This is a genomic window from Brevundimonas sp. NPDC007368 (assembly GCF_042869015.1).
GTDB lineage: Bacteria > Pseudomonadota > Alphaproteobacteria > Caulobacterales > Caulobacteraceae > Brevundimonas.
Genome location: NZ_JBIAFA010000003.1, coordinates 46,177 through 61,628, shown reverse-complemented (window position 1 = coordinate 61,628; position 15,452 = coordinate 46,177). Strand labels below are relative to the sequence as shown.

The following is a 15,452-nucleotide window of genomic DNA, read 5'->3' as shown; positions in this document are numbered from 1 at the left end:
GGTGGACGGAGGGCAGACCATGGTCGAGGCCAAGGGGGGCGCGCGTCTGGCGGGCCGTTGCCTGTGCGGGGCGGTGACCTTCACCGCCGCGCCGCAGGGCGGCATGCACGCCTGCCATTGCGAGAACTGTCGCCGGATTTCGGGCGGGGTGTCGCTAAGCGTCAACTGCGGCGACAGCGTCGAGGTCGCCGGTCCCGTCGCCACCTATGACTCGTCGGAATGGGCGGAGCGTCAGTTCTGCCCGGCCTGCGGCTCGGGCCTGTTCTGGCGCCTGAAGGCGGGCGGCATGACCATGGTCTCTGTCCAGGCCTTCGACGATCCCTCGGTCTTCCCCTTCGAGGACGAGATCTATATCGACTCCAAGCCCGCCAACTACGACTTCGCCGGCGACCGCCCGCGTCTGACCGGCGCGGAGGTCGAGGCCATGTACGCGCCGGGAGAAGGCTGAATATGCGGATCGTCGCCGGCAGCCTGAAGGGGCGCGCCATCATCGCGCCCGAGGGCCAGAATACGCGCCCGACATCGGATCGGGCGCGTCAGGCCATCTTCAATGTGCTGGAACACGCTTCCTGGGGCGAGAATCTGCACGACCTGCGGGTGATGGACATCTACGCCGGGTCGGGGGCTCTGGGTTTTGAGGCCCTGTCGCGCGGCGCGGCCTTCGCCCTGTTCGTCGAGATCGACGACGGCGCGCGTGGCGTGATCCGCGAGAACATGGACGCCTATGGCCTGTTCGGCCGGGCCCGCGTGCATCGGCGCAGCGCCATCGACCTGGGCGAACGTCCCGGCTCGGTGGGCGAGGCCTTCGATCTGGCCTTCCTCGATCCGCCCTACGCCAAAGGCCTGGGCGAACAAACCTTGCAGCGGCTGCGCGAGGGCCAGTGGCTCAAGCCCGGCGCCATCGTGGTGTTCGAGCGCGGCTCCGACGAGCCCGACATCGACACGCCGGGCTATGAGCGTCTGGACGCGCGCGACTATGGCGCCGCACGCGTCCTCTTCCTCAGGGTTCTAGAAACCGCGCCCTGAGACGCGGTTGTCCAACTGGCTGCGCAGGCGGCTCAGCCCGTCGCGATTGACGACATAGGGGCCGCCGTTGCGCGACTTGATGACGCCCTTGCGTTTCAGGCTGCGCCATTGCTCGAGATCGCAGCCGTCCAGCACCCAGCCTTCGCGGGTGAAGCAGCGGGCGGCGATGATGCGGCCCTGATCGTCGCGTTCCAGCAGGATGCGACCGCCCTGAGCCAGGGCGTGGAGCGTGCGTTGTTCCGCACGGGAGATGTTCATTTCAGATTGTCCGGGACAGGCGTCAGCGTGCGCCCGGCGTCGATCATTCAGACGCGGGGCGGTACGGACGGCCTCGGACGGGTTTTCAGCGTCCGGGCCTCAGGCCGTGAACACATTCTCAGACATAAACAGTCCCAACGGATGAGGGGCAAGAGATAGCGAGGCCTTGGCCCGGTTTCAATCGCCCCGGCGCAGCTTCTGGGCCAGACCACGCGCGCCAGCGGTCACGTCGGCCCAAGTGAGGTCGAAGCCGTCGTCGTCGCCGAAGTAGGGATCGGCGACGGGTTGGCCTTCACGGCCTTGGACGTGGTCCAGCAGCAGGCTGAGGTTCGCCGTGGCGTCGGGCGGGGCGAGGCGGCGCAGGTTGGCGAGGTTGTCCTCGTCCAGGGCGACAATGTGGGTGAAGCGGCGGAAGTCGGCGGGTTTCACCTGACGCCCGCGCAGGGCGGCGATGTCGGCGCCGTTCTTGCGAGCCACGGCCTGGGCGCGCGGATCGGGCGGTTCGCCGACGTGCCAGCCGCCGGTGCCGGCGGAATCGATAATGACGTCCAGCTTCAGGCGGCGGGCCTCTTCGCGGAAGGCGGCCTCGGCCAGCGGCGAGCGACAAATGTTGCCGAGGCAGACGAAGAGGACGGAGGGGGACATGGAACCTCTTTTCGCTCATCCCGGCGAAGGCCGAGATCCAGATGCAAACGTCGCGGTTGGTTGAAAGGCCTGCTGCGGCAAGATCTATCAGACCTGAGTCTTACAATCTGGGTCCCGGCCTTCGCCGGGATGAGCGGGTTTGTGTGGGCCGGATCACCGCCGCCCGAACAGCTTCTCGAGGTCGTTGAGCTTCAGCTCGACGTAGGTCGGGCGGCCGTGGTTGCACTGGCCGGAGTGGGGCGTGGCCTCCATCTGGCGCAGCAGGGCGTTCATTTCGGGGGCGGAAAGGACGCGGCCGGCGCGGACGCTGCCGTGGCAGGCCATGGTGCCGCAGACCTCGGCCATACGCTCCTTCAGCGACAGGGCGGCGCCGTGTTCGCTCAGGTCGTCGGCGATGTCGCGGATCAGGCCCTGAACATCGGTGTCGCCGAGCAGGGCGGGGGTTTCGCGCACCAGTACCGCGCCGACGCCGAAGGCTTCGACGATCAGACCCATCTCGGCCAGTTCCTCGGCCTTGGCGGCGACGCGCTCGGCCTCGGCGGGGTCCAGTTCGACCACCTCGGGCGTCAGCAGGGCCTGACGGGTGACGGCGCCGGTCGCCATCTGGCTCTTCATCCGCTCATAGACGAGGCGTTCGTGGGCGGCGTGCTGATCGACCACGACCAGGCCGTCGCGGGTCTGGGCGACAATATAGGTGCCGTGCAGTTGAGCGCGCGCGGCGCCGAGGGGATAGTCGATCAGGTCGGCGGGGGCCTGGGCGCCGGGTGCGATCTGGCCCGCGTGCTCGGCCTGGATCTGGCCCAGGGTGCGGAAGCTGGGGTCGGCGGCTTCGCCGCTCCAGGTGTGCTCGACGCGGGCGGAACGTTCGTTCAGGCCCGGCAGGTTCTGGGCGGCGGCGGCCGGTTGCGACCAGCCCTGCCAGCCGCTCCAGCCCGGCGCAGCCTGACCGAACGACTGGGCCGAGGGCGAAGAGGGGCTGTAAAGCGCCTCGCCCGTGTGCGGTCTGAACCCGGACAGGGCGTCGGCGGCGACCGTGGTCGAGGCGCGGTGGCCCGCCGCGTGCAGAGCGTGACGCAGGGCGCCGACGATCAGGCCGCGCACCAGGGCCGGATCGCGGAAGCGGACTTCTGCTTTCGCGGGGTGGACGTTCACGTCGACGTAGAGCGGATCGATGTCGAGGAAGAGCGCCGCCGCCGGGTGCCGGTCGCGGGCCAGGAAGTCGGCGTAGGCGCCGCGCAGGGCGCCCTGCAGCAGGCGGTCGCGCACCGGGCGGCCGTTGACGAACAGGAACTGGTGCGCCGCATTGCCGCGCGAATAGGTGGGCAGGCCCGCATAGCCGGACAGGCGCACGCCGTCGCGCTCCTGGTCGATCAGCAGGGCGTTGGCTTCGAAGTCGCGGCCCAAGAGGGCGCCTAGGCGTTTCAGGCGGCCTTCGAAGCCCGGATGCTCGGCGGGCAGGCGCAGCGTCACCTTGCCGTCCAGCGACAGGGTGAAGGCGACGGCTTCGTGGGCCATGGCCTGACGCTTGATCTCTTCCGAGATGGCCATGGCCTCGGACCGCTCGGACTTCATGAACTTCAGCCGGGCAGGGGTAGCGTAGAAGAGGTCGCGGACCTCGACCCGGGCGCCGTGCGGGCCAGGGAAGCCGGCGGGGGCCACCGGGCGCTGATCGCCGCCATCGACGGTGACGGCCCAGGCGTCGGCCTCGTCGCGGGCGCGGGTGGTGATGGTCAGGCGGGCGACCGAGCCGATGGAGGGCAGGGCCTCGCCGCGAAAGCCGAGGGTGTGGATGCGCAGCAGGTCCACGTCGCCCGCGTCGTCAGGCTCCAGCTTGGAGGTGGCGTGACGTTCGACCGCCAGAGGCAGCTCGTCTTTTGGAATGCCCTTGCCGTCGTCGGCGATCAGGATGCGGGTCAGGCCGCCGCCGTCCGCCTGGATTTCGACGCGCGAGGCCCCCGCATCCAGCGCGTTCTCGACCAGTTCCTTGATGGCGCTGGCGGGGCGTTCCACCACCTCGCCGGCGGCGATGCGGTTGACGGTTTCGGGGGGGAGACGACGAATGGGCATGTGAGTCGCAAGATAGGCGGGCGGCGCGCAGGGCGCACCTCAATCCGCATTTTTGCACGAACGGGGCTTGAAGCGCTGTAATCGCAACTTATACTGTTGCAGTCCGAGCGGCGCGCCGACGGACAGAGCAACCGTTTCTGGGCCTCGTGTCCAGTCCTGAACAATCAACGAGGTCCTCCCCATGAAGATCAAAGCCGCCATCCTGGCCGTTTCGGCCGCCGCCCTGCTGGCCGCCTGCAGCCCCGCCGCCGACAAGTCGGGTGCGCCCGCCGCTGACGCCGCCTCGACCGCCCCGGTCGAGCTGAAGGCCCCGGCCGGCGTCTATGTCATGGACCCGACCCACGCCTCGCTGCAGTGGTCGATCGGTCACAACACGATTTCCAACTACACGGCCCGCTTCAACAAGTTCGACGCCAGGATCACCCTGGACCCGGCCAACCTGGCCAACAGCTCGGTCGAGGTCAGCATCGACCCGGCCTCGGTCGACGCCAACTACCCGGGCGACTACACCGGCACCCACGCGGGTTCGGGCTTCAAGACCTGGAGCGAGGACATTGCAAAGAACAAGAACTTCCTGAACGCCGGCGCCTTCCCGCAGATCACCTTCAAGTCGACCAAGGTCGAGCTGACCGGTCCGCGCACGGCCAAGGTGACGGGCGACCTGACCTTCCTGGGCGTGACCAAGCCGGTGACGCTGGACGCCACCTTCAACGGCGAGATCGAGAAGCACCCCTTCATGCAGGTGCCGACCCTCGGCTTCGCGGCTGAAGGCAAGTTCAAGCGCACCGACTTCGGCATGGCGCTGGGCCCGGTGGGCGACGAGGTCACCATTCGCTTTGACGCCGAGTTCCTGCAGCAGGTGGCTCCGGCCGCACCGGCCGCCTGATTTCTGACCCCTCTGCCGTCATCCCGGACAGCCGACAGGCTGATCCGGGACCCAGGCGTCGGATAGGAGCTCAGGGCTACGGCGTTTGAGCTCTGCCGTCTGGGTCCCGGATCGCTCTTGCAGAGCGTCCGGGATGACGGATGTATTTTGTGAGTTTGTGATGCCCGCCAACCGCTACACGCCCGTCGCCATCGCCCTGCACTGGGCCATCGCGGTCGCCATCATCGCCATGATCCCGATGGGCTGGTGGATGAGCGAGGCGATCAACGAACCGGGGCAGCAGGCGCTGGCCTATCGGGTGTTCCAGATCCACAAGTCGGTGGGCTTTCTGATCCTGGCGCTGACGGCCCTGCGTCTGGTCTGGCGACTGACGCACCGGACGCCGGGGATGCCGGCGGAGATGAAGACCTGGGAGACGTTCGCGGCGCGGGCGACCCATGCGGCCTTCTATGGCCTGATGTTGGCCCTGCCTTTGACCGGATGGGTGTATGTCTCGGCGGGCTGGGCCGTGGCGACGGATACGCCGCTGGCGGTTGCGACCAGCTGGTTCGGCCTGTTCACCGTGCCGCACCTGCCCTTTATCGGCGAGGCGGCGGCGGGGCTGCGCCGGGCTGTGGCCTACCAAGCTATGGGGGCGCACAGCCTGATGGCCTGGGGCGCGGTCGTGCTGATCGCCCTGCACGTCGGGGCGGCGCTGAAGCACCAGTTCATCAATCGCGACGGGGTTCTGGCCCACATGATCCCGGTGCTGAAGCATGGTGAGGGGCGGATTGCGCCGGAGCCCAAGCCCCTGCTGCGCCGGACCGAGCGTCTGGCCGGTCTGGGTTTCATCGCCGCCCTGGCGGTCGCGGGCGGCATCGCGGCCAAGCCCGCGCCGCTGGCCGACGGGGCAGGGGGCAAGGCGCACGTTGCGGCGGCGCCTGCTCAGGCCGAGGCGGCGATCACGCCGGGGACGGCGACGGCCTGGACCATCGACCCGGCGGCCTCGAGCATCGAATTCACCGGAACCCACGCGGGCAAGGCCTTCAAGGGGCGGTTCGAGCAGTGGGAGGGTCAGGTCTGGTTTGATCCGGCCGATCTGGCGGGCTCCAGGGCCGTGGTTCTGGTCAAGACCGGCACGGCCAAGACCGGCGACGCGACGCAGGAAGGCAGCCTGAGCGGCGCCGAATGGTTCGACCCGAGCGCCTATCCGACCGCGCGGTTCGAGGCGACGACGTTCAAGGCCCTGGGCGGCGACCGCTACGAGGCGACGGGGACGCTGCGGATCAAGACTGTCACCGTGCCGGTGGTCCTGCCCTTCACCTTCGACGAGGCGAATGGCGTGGCGACGGTGGCCGGCAAGCTGGAGCTGGACCGCACCGCGCTGGACCTCGGCATGATGTCCGACGCGGGCGGGGACTGGGTGTCCAAGGCGATTGGCGTGGAGATCAAGGTGACCGCGAAGCGCTGACGCCCACCTGCCGTCATCCCGGAAGCGGCGCAGCCGCTATCCGGGACCCAGGCGTCAAAGATATACGGGGCCTGTCGCGTTTGAAATCCGCCCCCTGGGTCCCGGATCACCTCTGCGAGGCGTCCGGGATGACGGCATCAGGCGGAGGAGAAGGCGCTTAGGGGTTTGCCCGACTCCGCTCGGGGCGTTACAGCCTTCGGCTTCTTCTCGAACGTCCGAAGATTGACGCCATGCACGACATCAGAGCCATCCGCGACAACCCCGAAGCCTTCGTCGCCGGCTGGTCGTCGCGCGGGGTGGAGGACGCCGCAGACGTGGTGGCCCGCATTCTGGCGCTGGACGTCGACCTGCGCGCCGCCCAGACCACGGGTCAGGAAGCCCTGGCCAGGCGCAACGCCGCCTCCAAGGCCATCGGAGCCGCCATGGGCAAGAAGGACATGGCCGAGGCCGACCGGCTGAAGGCCGAGGTCGAAACCTTGAAGGCCGAGATCACCGAAGCGGGCGAGGCTGAAGCCGCCAAGGGCGCCGAACTGCGCGATCTTCTGGCGGGTCTGAAGAACCTGGCCGCCGCTGACGTGCCGGACGGCGCTGACGAGAACGACAACGTCGAGGTCCTGAAATGGGGCGAACCCCGCACGACCGGTCCGGCCAAGGATCACGCCGACCTGGGTGAGGCCTTGGGCCTGCTGGACTTTGAAGCCGCCGCCAAGATGTCCGGCTCGCGCTTCGCCGTGCTGAAGGGCCAGCTGGCGCGTCTGGAACGCGCCATCGGTCAGTTCATGCTGGACCTGCAGACCGGCACGCACGGCTATCTGGAAGTCGCGCCGCCCTACTTGGTCAAGGACGACGCCATGTTTGGCACGGGCCAGCTTCCGAAGTTCGAGGAAGACCTGTTCCGTTCGGGCGAGCATCTGTTGATCCCCACCGCCGAAGTCTCCCTGACCAACCTTGTGCGCGAGCAGATCCTGGGCGAAGACGAGGTGGCGGAGCCCATGCGTCTGACGGCCCTGACGCCCTGCTTCCGGGCCGAGGCCGGGTCGGCGGGGCGCGATACGCGCGGCCTGATCCGCCAGCACCAGTTTTCCAAGATCGAGATGGTCTCCATCTGCCGTCCCGAGGACTCGGAGGCCGAGCATGAGCGCATGACCGGCTGCGCCGAGGCGGTGTTGCAGGCGCTGGAGCTGCCCTATCGCAAGGTGCTGCTGTGCAAGGGCGACATGGGCTTCTCGGCGCAGAAGACCTATGACCTCGAGGTCTGGCTGCCGTCGCAGAACACCTATCGCGAGATCAGCTCCTGCTCGAACTGCGGCGACTTCCAGGCCCGGCGCATGGACGCCCGGTTCAAGCGCGCGGGCGAGAAGAAGACCGAGTTCCTGCACACCCTGAACGGCTCGGGCCTGGCGGTCGGCCGCACCCTGGTCGCGGTGATGGAGAACTATCAGCAGGAGGACGGCTCGATCGCCGTGCCGAACGCGCTGCTGCCCTATATGGGCGGCCTGACCACGGTGGGTTCGGTTTCCAAGTAATGCGTATCCTTCTTACCAATGACGACGGCATCGAGGCGGAAGGCCTTGAATGCCTTGAAAAGATTGCTCGCACCTTGTCGGACGACGTCTGGATCGTCGCGCCCCAGACCGAGCAGTCGGCCAAGGGGCGGGGGATCACCCTGACCGAGCCGCTGCGCGTCAACCAGTTAGGCGACAAGCGCTTCGCCGTGACCGGCACGCCGACCGACTGCGTCATCCTGGCGGTCAACGACCTGATGCCCGAGCGGCCCGATCTGGTGCTGTCGGGCGTCAATCGCGGCCACAACGTCGGCGAGGACGTCAGCTATTCCGGCACGGTGGCCGGCGCGCTTCAGGGCATGGCCTTCGGCATCCGCTCCATCGCCCTGTCGCAGTCGCTGGAACGCTTCCACGATGACGTGGTCGCCCACTGGGAGACGGCCGAGGCCTTTGCGCCCGGCATCATCGCCAGGCTGCTGGAGCAGAAGTGGGAGGACGGCGTGGTCATGAACGTCAACTTCCCCAAGCTGCCCCCGGAACTGGTCAAGGCGGTCGAGGTGACCAAGCAGGGCTTCCGCGACATCGGCGAGATGCACGCCATTCGCCGCACCGACCTGCGCGGCCGCGACTACTACTGGATGGCCTTCCGCGGCGCGCCGCAGGAACACGCCGAGGGCACCGACCTGAGGGCCATGGACGAGGGCCGCATCTCGGTTACGCCGCTGCATATCGATCTGACGCACATGCGAAGCGTCAACGACCTAAAGAAGGTGCTGGGCGGCGCGCCCCCCAAGGGACCGCTGGAAAAATGAGCCTGTCGGACGACCGCGCGGGCCGGTTGATCTTGTCGCTGCGGCGGCAGGGGGTGACCGACGCGCGGGTGCTGAAGGCGATGGAATCCATCGACCGCTCGCTGTTCGTCCACGAGAAGTTCCTCGATCAGGCCTGGGAGGACCAGGCCCTGCCGATCGACTGCGCCCAGACGATCAGCCAGCCCTATATCGTCGGCCTGATGACCCAGGCGCTGGACGTCCAGCCGCGCCACCGCGTGCTCGAGATCGGCACCGGCAGCGGCTATCAGTGCGCGGTGCTCAGCCGCCTGGCGCGCTTCGTCTATTCGGTGGAACGCTACAAGAGCCTGCTGACCGAGGCCGAGCATAAGCTGAAGCTTCTGGGCGTCGACAACGTCTTCACCCGTCACGGCGACGGCGGGCAGGGGTGGCCGGAACAGGCGCCCTTCGACCGGATCATGGTGACTGCGGCCTCGCCGCATGAACCGACGGAGTTGCTGAAGCAACTGAAGCCCGGTGGCGTTCTGGTGGCGCCGGTGGGCCGCAGCTCGGTGCAGATGCTGAACCGATATACGGGCCAGGACGACGGCAGCTTCCGCCGCGAAAGCCTGTGCGAAGTGCGCTTCGTGCCCTTGGTCGAAGGCACGGCCAAGGAGGGGTAAGGGCGCGCGTTTCGGCGCGCGGTTAACCTTTCCGCCCCACTTTGGCGCTGTTTGGCGGGTTGGCTTGGCCGCGCATCCGGGGCACACCGGGGGCGAAGGCAATTCAAGGTTAAGAAGGAGGGGCGCATGGGCGGCTTCACGGGCTGGATCAGGGCGGCGGTCGTCGTCGGCGGGGCGCTGACGGTCACGGCGTGTTCGACCTATCCGAACGAGCCGCGCTATTCGACGCGTCCCATGCCGGTCGGCGGGCAGGGCGGCTATCCCGTTCAGCCGCAGCAGCCGGGCGCCTATCCGAACAACAATCCCTACTACGCCCAGCCGTCGCAGCCGCAGACCCCGCCGCCCGCGCGTCCCTATGAGGAGCAGGGGCCGCGCGCGCCGTCGGGCAGCATCGAGGGCGGCGGTCTGCCGCCCGCCGGCGGTCCGGCCTATCCCTCGACCGGGGCCCCCATCACTGTGACGCCGCCGGCTGCAGGCGCGACCAGCATGCCGGGGGCGACCTATGTCATTCAGCCGGGCGACACCATTTCGGGCGTAGGGCGTCGCTTCCAGACCCCCGTCCAGACCCTGATCGACCTGAATGGCCTGGGGCCGCGCGGCGCCATCACTTCGGGCCAGCGTATCGTCCTGCCGGACAGCGCTGTGGACACCGGCTCCGACCCCTATGCGACCGGCGCATCGCCCGTGGGCGTGCGAACCCCCAACAACGGTGTGGCGCCGCCGCCCCCGCCGCCGCCCAGCGGCAACGCGGCCCTGCCGCCGTCGCGGGCGCCGGCGGTTACGTCCTCGACGCCGGCATCGCCGGTGAAGGGCGCGGCCGTGGGGCAGGCCCTGGTGATGCAGTGGCCGGTGCGCGGCGACATCCTGCGTCGCTTCGGCCCGGTCGGCATGGGCGAGCGGAACAACGGCATCAACATCGGCGCCTCGGCCGGGACCGAGGTCAAGGCCGTCGCGGCGGGACGTGTCGCCTATGTGGGCGATGATCTGCCGGGGCAGGGGCTGACGATTTTGATCATCCACCGCGACGGGTGGCGCACGGTCTACGGCCATCTGGGCTCGGCGACGGTACGTGACGGCGCCGAGGTTCGCGCGGGCCAGGCTATCGGCACGGTGGGCCTGACGGCGGGCGACGGACGGCCCTCGATCCACCTCGAAACGCGCCAGATGCGCGGCGATGATCCGGTCGCTGTCGATCCCTTGAGCGTTCTGCCGCGCTGAACATGATCCGCCCGGCGTGTCCGGGCGGCATCGCCTGTGACGCCTCGGCATTAGGCCGCGTTGCAAATCGGCACGGCTCACCCTAGGTTCCGCGCCTCAATTTCTTATGGGGCCCCCGTTCAAGGTCGGCCCGGTTCGGGGAGTTTCCATGCCTACTGGTTCCGAAGGCGGCCTGATGGCCATCGTGGTGCAGATCGCACCGATCGTCGCAATCTTCATCCTGTTCTACTTCCTGATGATCCGCCCGCAGCAAAAGCGGATGAAGGCTCACCAGGCCCTGATCGCCGGCGTCAAGCGCGGCGACGAGGTCGTCCTGTCGAACGGCATGGTCGGCAAGGTGACCCGCGTCGAAGACGCCGAGGCCATGGTCGAGATCTCGCAGGGCGTGAACGTCCGCGTGGTCAAGGCGATGATCGCCGAAGTGCGCAACCGCACCGCCATCGCCGCCAACGACAAGGGCTGAGCGGCTTCTCGCCGCTGACGCCCGCCCGAAATAGAGCCCTGACATGATTCAGCTAGCGCGCTGGAAAGTCACCCTGGTCGTGCTGTCGCTCGTTGTCGGGCTGCTGCTGGCCTTCCCGAGCGTGCTCAGCCAGGCGCAGCGCGACGCGCTGCCCGGCTGGCTGCCCAAGAACGGCCTGAACCTGGGCCTTGATCTGCAAGGGGGCTCCTACCTCCTGCTGGAGGTCGACGTTCCGGAGATGCGCAACAAGCGCGTCACCAATCTGATGGAAGACGTGCGGGTCGCCCTGCGCGAACAGCAGATCAACATCGGCGCCATGCAGCGCGAAGCGGGCGGCGTAGTGGTCACGATCACCGACCCCGGCCAGTTCGACACGGCTCTGACCGAACTTCGCACCCTGGCGCAGACGGGCGCGGCCGCAACCGGCCAGCCGGACCGCACGGCCACGCGTCTGAGCGGAAACCGTATTCGCTTCGCCTTCACCGACGCCACGCTGAACGGCATGGGCGCCACGGCGGTGGATCAGTCCATCGAGGTCGTGCGCCGTCGTCTGGACAGCTCGGGCACCAAGGAAATCGCCATCACTCGTCAGGGCGCTGACCGGATCGTGGTCCAGGCGCCGGGCCAGAGCGACCCGGCCGAGCTGGAGCGTCTGGTCGGCCGGACGGCCCAACTGACGTTCCAGATGGTCGATACCTCGGCCAATGGCCTGCAGGACGCCATGGCCGGCCGCGTGCCGCCGGACGCCGAACTGCTGACCGATGATCAGGGCACGCCCTATCTGGTCAAGAAGCGCATTCTGGTGTCGGGTGAAAACCTGACCCGCGCCGGCGTCGGTTCGGACCAGAACGGACGCCCCGCCATCGATTTCCGCTTTGACGGGCAGGGCGCGCGCCGTTTCGGCGAAGCCACCGCCCAGAACATCGGCAAACCCTTCGCCATCATTCTGGACGGCAAGGTGATTTCGGCCCCGACGATTCAGGGCGCCATCACCGGCGGCACGGGCCAGATCACCGGAAGCTTCTCGATCCAGTCGGCCGCCGAACTGGTGAACCTGCTGAACGGGGGCGCCTTGCCGGCGCCGCTGAAGGTCGAGGAACGTCGCGTCGTCACCGCCGAGCTGGGCGCTGACGCCGTGCAGGCCGGCATGGTCTCGACCATCATCGGCTTCATCCTGATCTGCGTCTTCATGATCGGCGCCTACGGCTTCCTGTTCGGCGGCGTGTCGGTGCTGGGACTGATCCTCAACGGCATCCTGATCATCGCGGCCATGTCGCTGTTCGGCGCGACCCTGACCCTGCCCGGCATCGCCGGTCTGGTGCTGACCTTCGCCGTGGCCGTCGACGCTAACGTGCTGATCTACGAGCGGATGCGTGACGAAGCGCGGGCCGGTCGTTCGGTCATCGCCTCGATGGACGCCGGCTTCAACAAGGCCATGGGCACGATCGTCGACGCCAACCTGACCACCCTGGTGGCGGCGCTGATCATGTTCATGTTCGGCGCGGGGCCCGTGCGCGGCTTCGCCTGGACGCTGACCATCGGCGTCTTCACCTCCATGTTCTCCTCGGTGATGGTCGCCCAGGTCCTGCTTGGGTATTGGCTCAAAGTCGCCAAGCCCAAAAAACTGCCGATCGCGGAGTGATGGCGATGCGTGGATGGCCCCTCATCAAACTGCTTCCGCAGAAGACGAACTTCCGGTTCGTCAAATATGCGCCCATCGCGGGCGTGATCTCGGTGATCCTTTGCGTGGCCGCGATCGTCGGCTGTTTCTATCCGGGTCTGAACCTGGGCATCGACTTCCGGGGCGGCGCCTCGATGGAAGTGTCCAAGCCCGCCGGTCAGACGCTTGAACTGGACAAGGTTCGCGGCGCCGTCAGCGAACTCGGTCTTGGCGACGTCCAGGTCCAGGGCATCGACAGCGCCGCCAGCGCCATAGTCCGCTTCCAGATCCCCGAGGACGAAGGCCAGAGCGCCGTCGTCGCCCGGGTCGAGAAGGCGATCGACGAAGCGGTCGGCGAGGTGAAGTACTCGGGCGTCAGCGTCGTCGGCTCCAAGGTCTCGGGCGAGCTGTTCACCAGCGGCCTGCTGGCGCTGGGCGCGGCCATCGTGCTGATGTTCATCTACATCTGGTTCCGGTTCGAGCCGCAGTTCGGCTTCGGCGCCGTGGCCGGCCTGGTGCACGACCTGATCCTGACCTTCGGCCTGATCGTCCTGTTCCGGTTCGAGTTCAGCCTTAACACCGTGGCGGCCATTCTGACCGTCATCGGCTATTCGATGAACGACACCGTCGTGGTGTTCGACCGTCTTCGCGAGAACCTGCGCAAGTACAAGACCATGCCTCTGCGCGAGGTGATCGACCTGTCGCTGAACGAGACCCTGTCGCGGACCATCATCACCGGCGTCACCGCCGTCGGCGTTCTGGCGGTCCTGGCTCTGTATGGCGGCGAGGCCCTGTTCGGCTTCTCCATCGTCCTGATGGTCGGCATCGTCATCGGCACCTATTCGTCGATCTATGTCGGCGCGCCGATCATCCTGCTGTGGGGCGTCAAGCGCGGCGGCTCCATCGACGAGGACGCCAAGCCGGTCAAGTTCGGCATGGCCAGCCGCCCCTAAGGTCGGCTTCTACCTGAAAAGGCTCCTCCTTCCCCCGGGCGGGGAGGGAGGAGTAAGGTCACGCTTCCTGATTCCGACCCGGGGAGGGGCGCATGGCCAAACTGCTTTCCAACTTCAGAACGACTTTCCTGCTCAGCATCGTGCTGGCGGGGGTCATGATCTTCGCCTTCGGCCGCATCGCGCCGGGCGGTTTCGATCTCGGCTTCGCCCAGGCGGCCTTCCGCTGGGTTCACGTCGTGGCCGGCATCCTGTGGATCGGCCTGCTCTACTATTTCAACTTCGTGCAGATCCGGGTCATGCCCGCCATCCCGGCCGAGCTGAAGCCCGCCATCAGCAAGCACATCGCGCCTGAGGCCCTGTTCTGGTTCCGCTGGTCGGCGCTGGTGACGGTGCTGGCGGGGATCGCGGTCCTGTTCACACGCGGCCACGTCTATGCCCATGAAGTCCTGACCTTCGGCCTGGCCGGCGGCCTGAACGCGGGCGACCAGCAGTTCACCCTGATGGGGATCGGCGTCTGGCTGGCCATCGTCATGTTCCTGAACGTCTGGGGCGTGATCTGGCCGAACCAGAAGCGCGCGCTGGGCATCATCGCCGTCGACGACGACAAGAAGGCCAAGGCCGCGCGCATTGCCATGCTCGGCAGCCGCACCAACCTGCTGCTGTCGCTGCCGATGCTGACCTCGATGGCCATGTATCAGACCCTGTTCGGCTGAGGCTTGCACCGTCCGCCGCAATGGCCGATGGCCTTGCGGAATGACTGTTGATCTCGACTCCCAGGTCCGCGCCGCCGACCCCGACCGCTGGCTGTCCAGCCGGTTCGTGGCCGATGTTCAGGCGCGCGCGGACCTGATCGCCCTCTACGCCCTTGAGGCGGAGCTGCTGGCCATTCCCACCCGCGTCACCCAGCCCATGCTGGCAGAGATGCGCTACACATGGTGGGCCGAGCAGATGGAGGGCGTCTTTTCCAATACCCCGCGCGTCGGCCATCCGGTGCTGGAGGCCCTGACCGCTGCGGTTGCTCGCCACGGGCTGGACCGCGCGCCGTTCGACGCCCTGATCGAGGCTCACATCGGACGGGTGCACGGCGAGCCGCACGACCTGGACGCCTTCTACGTCGGCCCCATGCAGGTGGCGGCGCGGATGCTGGCGGGCGAGGGGCATGACGCCGTCGTAGTCGAGGCCGGGCGTCTGTGGGCGTTGTCGCAGACGGGACGAACCGACGAGGCGAGGGCGCTGCGCTCCGCCGCCAACAGGGCGCTGAGACATCTGCCCGCGGCCGCCTTTCCCGCGACCGCCCACGCCACGCTGGCGGGATTCGATCACCCGGAACCGATGAAGCGGCTGCGCCTGTTGTGGGCGGTGCTGCGCGGCCGGGTCTAGTCGCAGAGTCCGCCGATCAGGCGGGCCAGCAGGGCGTTCAAGGTCTTCTGCTCATCGAGGGATAGTTGCGCGAGGATGTCTCGCGCCGCTTCTTCGTGTTCGGGCATGATGGTTTCGATCAGGTCGAAGCCCTTGTCGGTCAGGCGCACCAGGGTGGCGCGACGGTCGGTGGGGTGGGGGCGGCGCTCGACCAGTCCGGCCTTCTCCAGTCGGTCGATGCGGGCCGTCATGCCGCCGGACGACATCATCGCCGCCTCGAAAAGGGCGGTCGGCGTCAGGCCCTCGGGCGCGCCCGAGCGGCGCAGGGTGGCCAGGGCGTCGAACTCGCCTTGTTGCAGGCCATAGCGGGCGTAAAGCGGCGCCTGGCGCTCGCGTGCGACCAGGATGGACGCCTCATGCAGGCGACCCAGCGCCTCCATCGGCAGCATGTCCATGTCGGGGCGCTGGATAGCCCATTGGGCGGCGGCGCGAGAGGCTCTGTCGGGCAT

17 protein-coding genes are annotated in these 15,452 nt (G+C 67.9%); 13 read left to right on the top strand and 4 right to left on the bottom strand.

Going from position 1 to position 15,452, the window contains the following annotated elements; translation table 11 throughout:
* Nucleotides 1-19: 19 nt before the first annotated feature.
* Entirely contained in the window at nucleotides 20-448 is a 429-nt protein-coding gene (locus ACFYLW_RS06840) for a GFA family protein (protein WP_312062566.1), read from the top strand.
* Nucleotides 449-450: 2 nt separating this feature from the next.
* The gene (rsmD, locus tag ACFYLW_RS06835) at nucleotides 451-1,026 is read left to right on the top strand and encodes a 16S rRNA (guanine(966)-N(2))-methyltransferase RsmD (protein WP_312062565.1); all 576 of its coding nucleotides are present in this window, start codon (nucleotides 451-453) and stop codon (nucleotides 1,024-1,026) included.
* On the opposite strand, the gene ACFYLW_RS06830 is transcribed toward rsmD, so the two are convergent.
* The 3 genes from ACFYLW_RS06830 to mutL form a co-directional block, all read right to left on the bottom strand.
* Entirely contained in the window at nucleotides 1,009-1,284 is a 276-nt protein-coding gene (locus ACFYLW_RS06830; protein ID WP_312062563.1) for a YjhX family toxin, read from the bottom strand. The genes rsmD and ACFYLW_RS06830 overlap by 18 nt on opposite strands.
* 177 nt (nucleotides 1,285-1,461) lie before the next feature.
* The gene (locus ACFYLW_RS06825) at nucleotides 1,462-1,929 is read right to left on the bottom strand and encodes a low molecular weight protein-tyrosine-phosphatase (RefSeq protein WP_312062561.1); all 468 of its coding nucleotides are present in this window, start codon (nucleotides 1,927-1,929) and stop codon (nucleotides 1,462-1,464) included.
* Between the two features lie 153 nt (nucleotides 1,930-2,082).
* The gene (gene mutL / locus ACFYLW_RS06820) at nucleotides 2,083-3,996 is read right to left on the bottom strand and encodes a DNA mismatch repair endonuclease MutL (protein ID WP_312062560.1); all 1,914 of its coding nucleotides are present in this window, start codon (nucleotides 3,994-3,996) and stop codon (nucleotides 2,083-2,085) included.
* Between the two features lie 181 nt (nucleotides 3,997-4,177).
* Between mutL and ACFYLW_RS06815 the strand changes: the two genes are divergently transcribed.
* The 11 genes from ACFYLW_RS06815 (at nucleotide 4,178) to ACFYLW_RS06765 (ending at nucleotide 14,964) form a co-directional block, all read left to right on the top strand.
* On the top strand, nucleotides 4,178-4,882 hold the full coding sequence (locus ACFYLW_RS06815; protein WP_313471997.1) for a YceI family protein: 705 nt from the start codon (nucleotides 4,178-4,180) through the stop codon (nucleotides 4,880-4,882).
* Nucleotides 4,883-5,042: 160 nt separating this feature from the next.
* The gene (locus ACFYLW_RS06810; protein ID WP_312062556.1) at nucleotides 5,043-6,332 is read left to right on the top strand and encodes a YceI family protein; all 1,290 of its coding nucleotides are present in this window, start codon (nucleotides 5,043-5,045) and stop codon (nucleotides 6,330-6,332) included.
* Nucleotides 6,333-6,562: 230 nt separating this feature from the next.
* Nucleotides 6,563-7,858 (top strand): serine--tRNA ligase, encoded by a 1,296-nt coding sequence (gene serS / locus ACFYLW_RS06805; protein WP_312062554.1) that lies wholly within the window; start codon nucleotides 6,563-6,565, stop codon nucleotides 7,856-7,858.
* Nucleotides 7,858-8,649 carry a 5'/3'-nucleotidase SurE gene (gene surE, locus ACFYLW_RS06800; protein ID WP_312062552.1) on the top strand — a complete coding sequence of 264 codons (792 nt, stop codon included), beginning with the start codon at nucleotides 7,858-7,860 and terminating at the stop codon, nucleotides 8,647-8,649. Before serS ends, surE begins: the two co-directional genes overlap by 1 nt.
* On the top strand, nucleotides 8,646-9,290 hold the full coding sequence (locus tag ACFYLW_RS06795; protein ID WP_312062550.1) for a protein-L-isoaspartate(D-aspartate) O-methyltransferase: 645 nt from the start codon (nucleotides 8,646-8,648) through the stop codon (nucleotides 9,288-9,290). Before surE ends, ACFYLW_RS06795 begins: the two co-directional genes overlap by 4 nt.
* Nucleotides 9,291-9,416: 126 nt before the next feature.
* A complete protein-coding gene (locus ACFYLW_RS06790) occupies nucleotides 9,417-10,508 on the top strand; it encodes a peptidoglycan DD-metalloendopeptidase family protein (RefSeq protein WP_313471998.1) in 1,092 nt (363 codons plus the stop codon).
* 148 nt (nucleotides 10,509-10,656) lie between these two features.
* Nucleotides 10,657-10,971 (top strand): preprotein translocase subunit YajC, encoded by a 315-nt coding sequence (gene yajC, locus ACFYLW_RS06785; protein WP_292082982.1) that lies wholly within the window; start codon nucleotides 10,657-10,659, stop codon nucleotides 10,969-10,971.
* Nucleotides 10,972-11,014: 43 nt separating this feature from the next.
* Nucleotides 11,015-12,613 (top strand): protein translocase subunit SecD, encoded by a 1,599-nt coding sequence (gene secD, locus ACFYLW_RS06780; RefSeq protein WP_312065377.1) that lies wholly within the window; start codon nucleotides 11,015-11,017, stop codon nucleotides 12,611-12,613.
* Nucleotides 12,613-13,584, top strand: coding sequence for a protein translocase subunit SecF (secF, locus tag ACFYLW_RS06775; protein WP_292082980.1), 972 nt, complete (start codon nucleotides 12,613-12,615; stop codon nucleotides 13,582-13,584). Before secD ends, secF begins: the two co-directional genes overlap by 1 nt.
* A gap of 92 nt (nucleotides 13,585-13,676) precedes the next feature.
* Nucleotides 13,677-14,297 (top strand): hypothetical protein, encoded by a 621-nt coding sequence (locus tag ACFYLW_RS06770; protein WP_312065376.1) that lies wholly within the window; start codon nucleotides 13,677-13,679, stop codon nucleotides 14,295-14,297.
* Nucleotides 14,298-14,337: 40 nt separating this feature from the next.
* Nucleotides 14,338-14,964 carry a squalene/phytoene synthase family protein gene (locus tag ACFYLW_RS06765; RefSeq protein WP_312065375.1) on the top strand — a complete coding sequence of 209 codons (627 nt, stop codon included), beginning with the start codon at nucleotides 14,338-14,340 and terminating at the stop codon, nucleotides 14,962-14,964.
* Here the strand turns inward: ACFYLW_RS06765 and ACFYLW_RS06760 are convergent.
* Nucleotides 14,961-15,452 (bottom strand): MarR family transcriptional regulator, encoded by a 492-nt coding sequence (locus ACFYLW_RS06760; protein ID WP_312065374.1) that lies wholly within the window; start codon nucleotides 15,450-15,452, stop codon nucleotides 14,961-14,963. The genes ACFYLW_RS06765 and ACFYLW_RS06760 overlap by 4 nt on opposite strands.

Bases quoted from the DNA above. Each gene is read 5' to 3' on its own strand.
- ACFYLW_RS06840 (WP_312062566.1), top strand. From the start codon at position 20: ATGGTCGAGGCCAAGGGGGGCGCGCGTCTGGCGGGCCGTTGCCTGTGC.
- rsmD (WP_312062565.1), top strand. From the start codon at position 451: ATGCGGATCGTCGCCGGCAGCCTGAAGGGGCGCGCCATCATCGCGCCC.
- ACFYLW_RS06830 (WP_312062563.1), bottom strand. From the start codon at position 1,284: ATGAACATCTCCCGTGCGGAACAACGCACGCTCCACGCCCTGGCTCAG.
- ACFYLW_RS06825 (WP_312062561.1), bottom strand. From the start codon at position 1,929: ATGTCCCCCTCCGTCCTCTTCGTCTGCCTCGGCAACATTTGTCGCTCG.
- mutL (WP_312062560.1), bottom strand. From the start codon at position 3,996: ATGCCCATTCGTCGTCTCCCCCCCGAAACCGTCAACCGCATCGCCGCC.
- ACFYLW_RS06815 (WP_313471997.1), top strand. From the start codon at position 4,178: ATGAAGATCAAAGCCGCCATCCTGGCCGTTTCGGCCGCCGCCCTGCTG.
- ACFYLW_RS06810 (WP_312062556.1), top strand. From the start codon at position 5,043: ATGCCCGCCAACCGCTACACGCCCGTCGCCATCGCCCTGCACTGGGCC.
- serS (WP_312062554.1), top strand. From the start codon at position 6,563: ATGCACGACATCAGAGCCATCCGCGACAACCCCGAAGCCTTCGTCGCC.
- surE (WP_312062552.1), top strand. From the start codon at position 7,858: ATGCGTATCCTTCTTACCAATGACGACGGCATCGAGGCGGAAGGCCTT.
- ACFYLW_RS06795 (WP_312062550.1), top strand. From the start codon at position 8,646: ATGAGCCTGTCGGACGACCGCGCGGGCCGGTTGATCTTGTCGCTGCGG.
- ACFYLW_RS06790 (WP_313471998.1), top strand. From the start codon at position 9,417: ATGGGCGGCTTCACGGGCTGGATCAGGGCGGCGGTCGTCGTCGGCGGG.
- yajC (WP_292082982.1), top strand. From the start codon at position 10,657: ATGCCTACTGGTTCCGAAGGCGGCCTGATGGCCATCGTGGTGCAGATC.
- secD (WP_312065377.1), top strand. From the start codon at position 11,015: ATGATTCAGCTAGCGCGCTGGAAAGTCACCCTGGTCGTGCTGTCGCTC.
- secF (WP_292082980.1), top strand. From the start codon at position 12,613: ATGGCGATGCGTGGATGGCCCCTCATCAAACTGCTTCCGCAGAAGACG.
- ACFYLW_RS06770 (WP_312065376.1), top strand. From the start codon at position 13,677: ATGGCCAAACTGCTTTCCAACTTCAGAACGACTTTCCTGCTCAGCATC.
- ACFYLW_RS06765 (WP_312065375.1), top strand. From the start codon at position 14,338: ATGACTGTTGATCTCGACTCCCAGGTCCGCGCCGCCGACCCCGACCGC.
- ACFYLW_RS06760 (WP_312065374.1), bottom strand. From the start codon at position 15,452: ATGCCCGACAGAGCCTCTCGCGCCGCCGCCCAATGGGCTATCCAGCGC.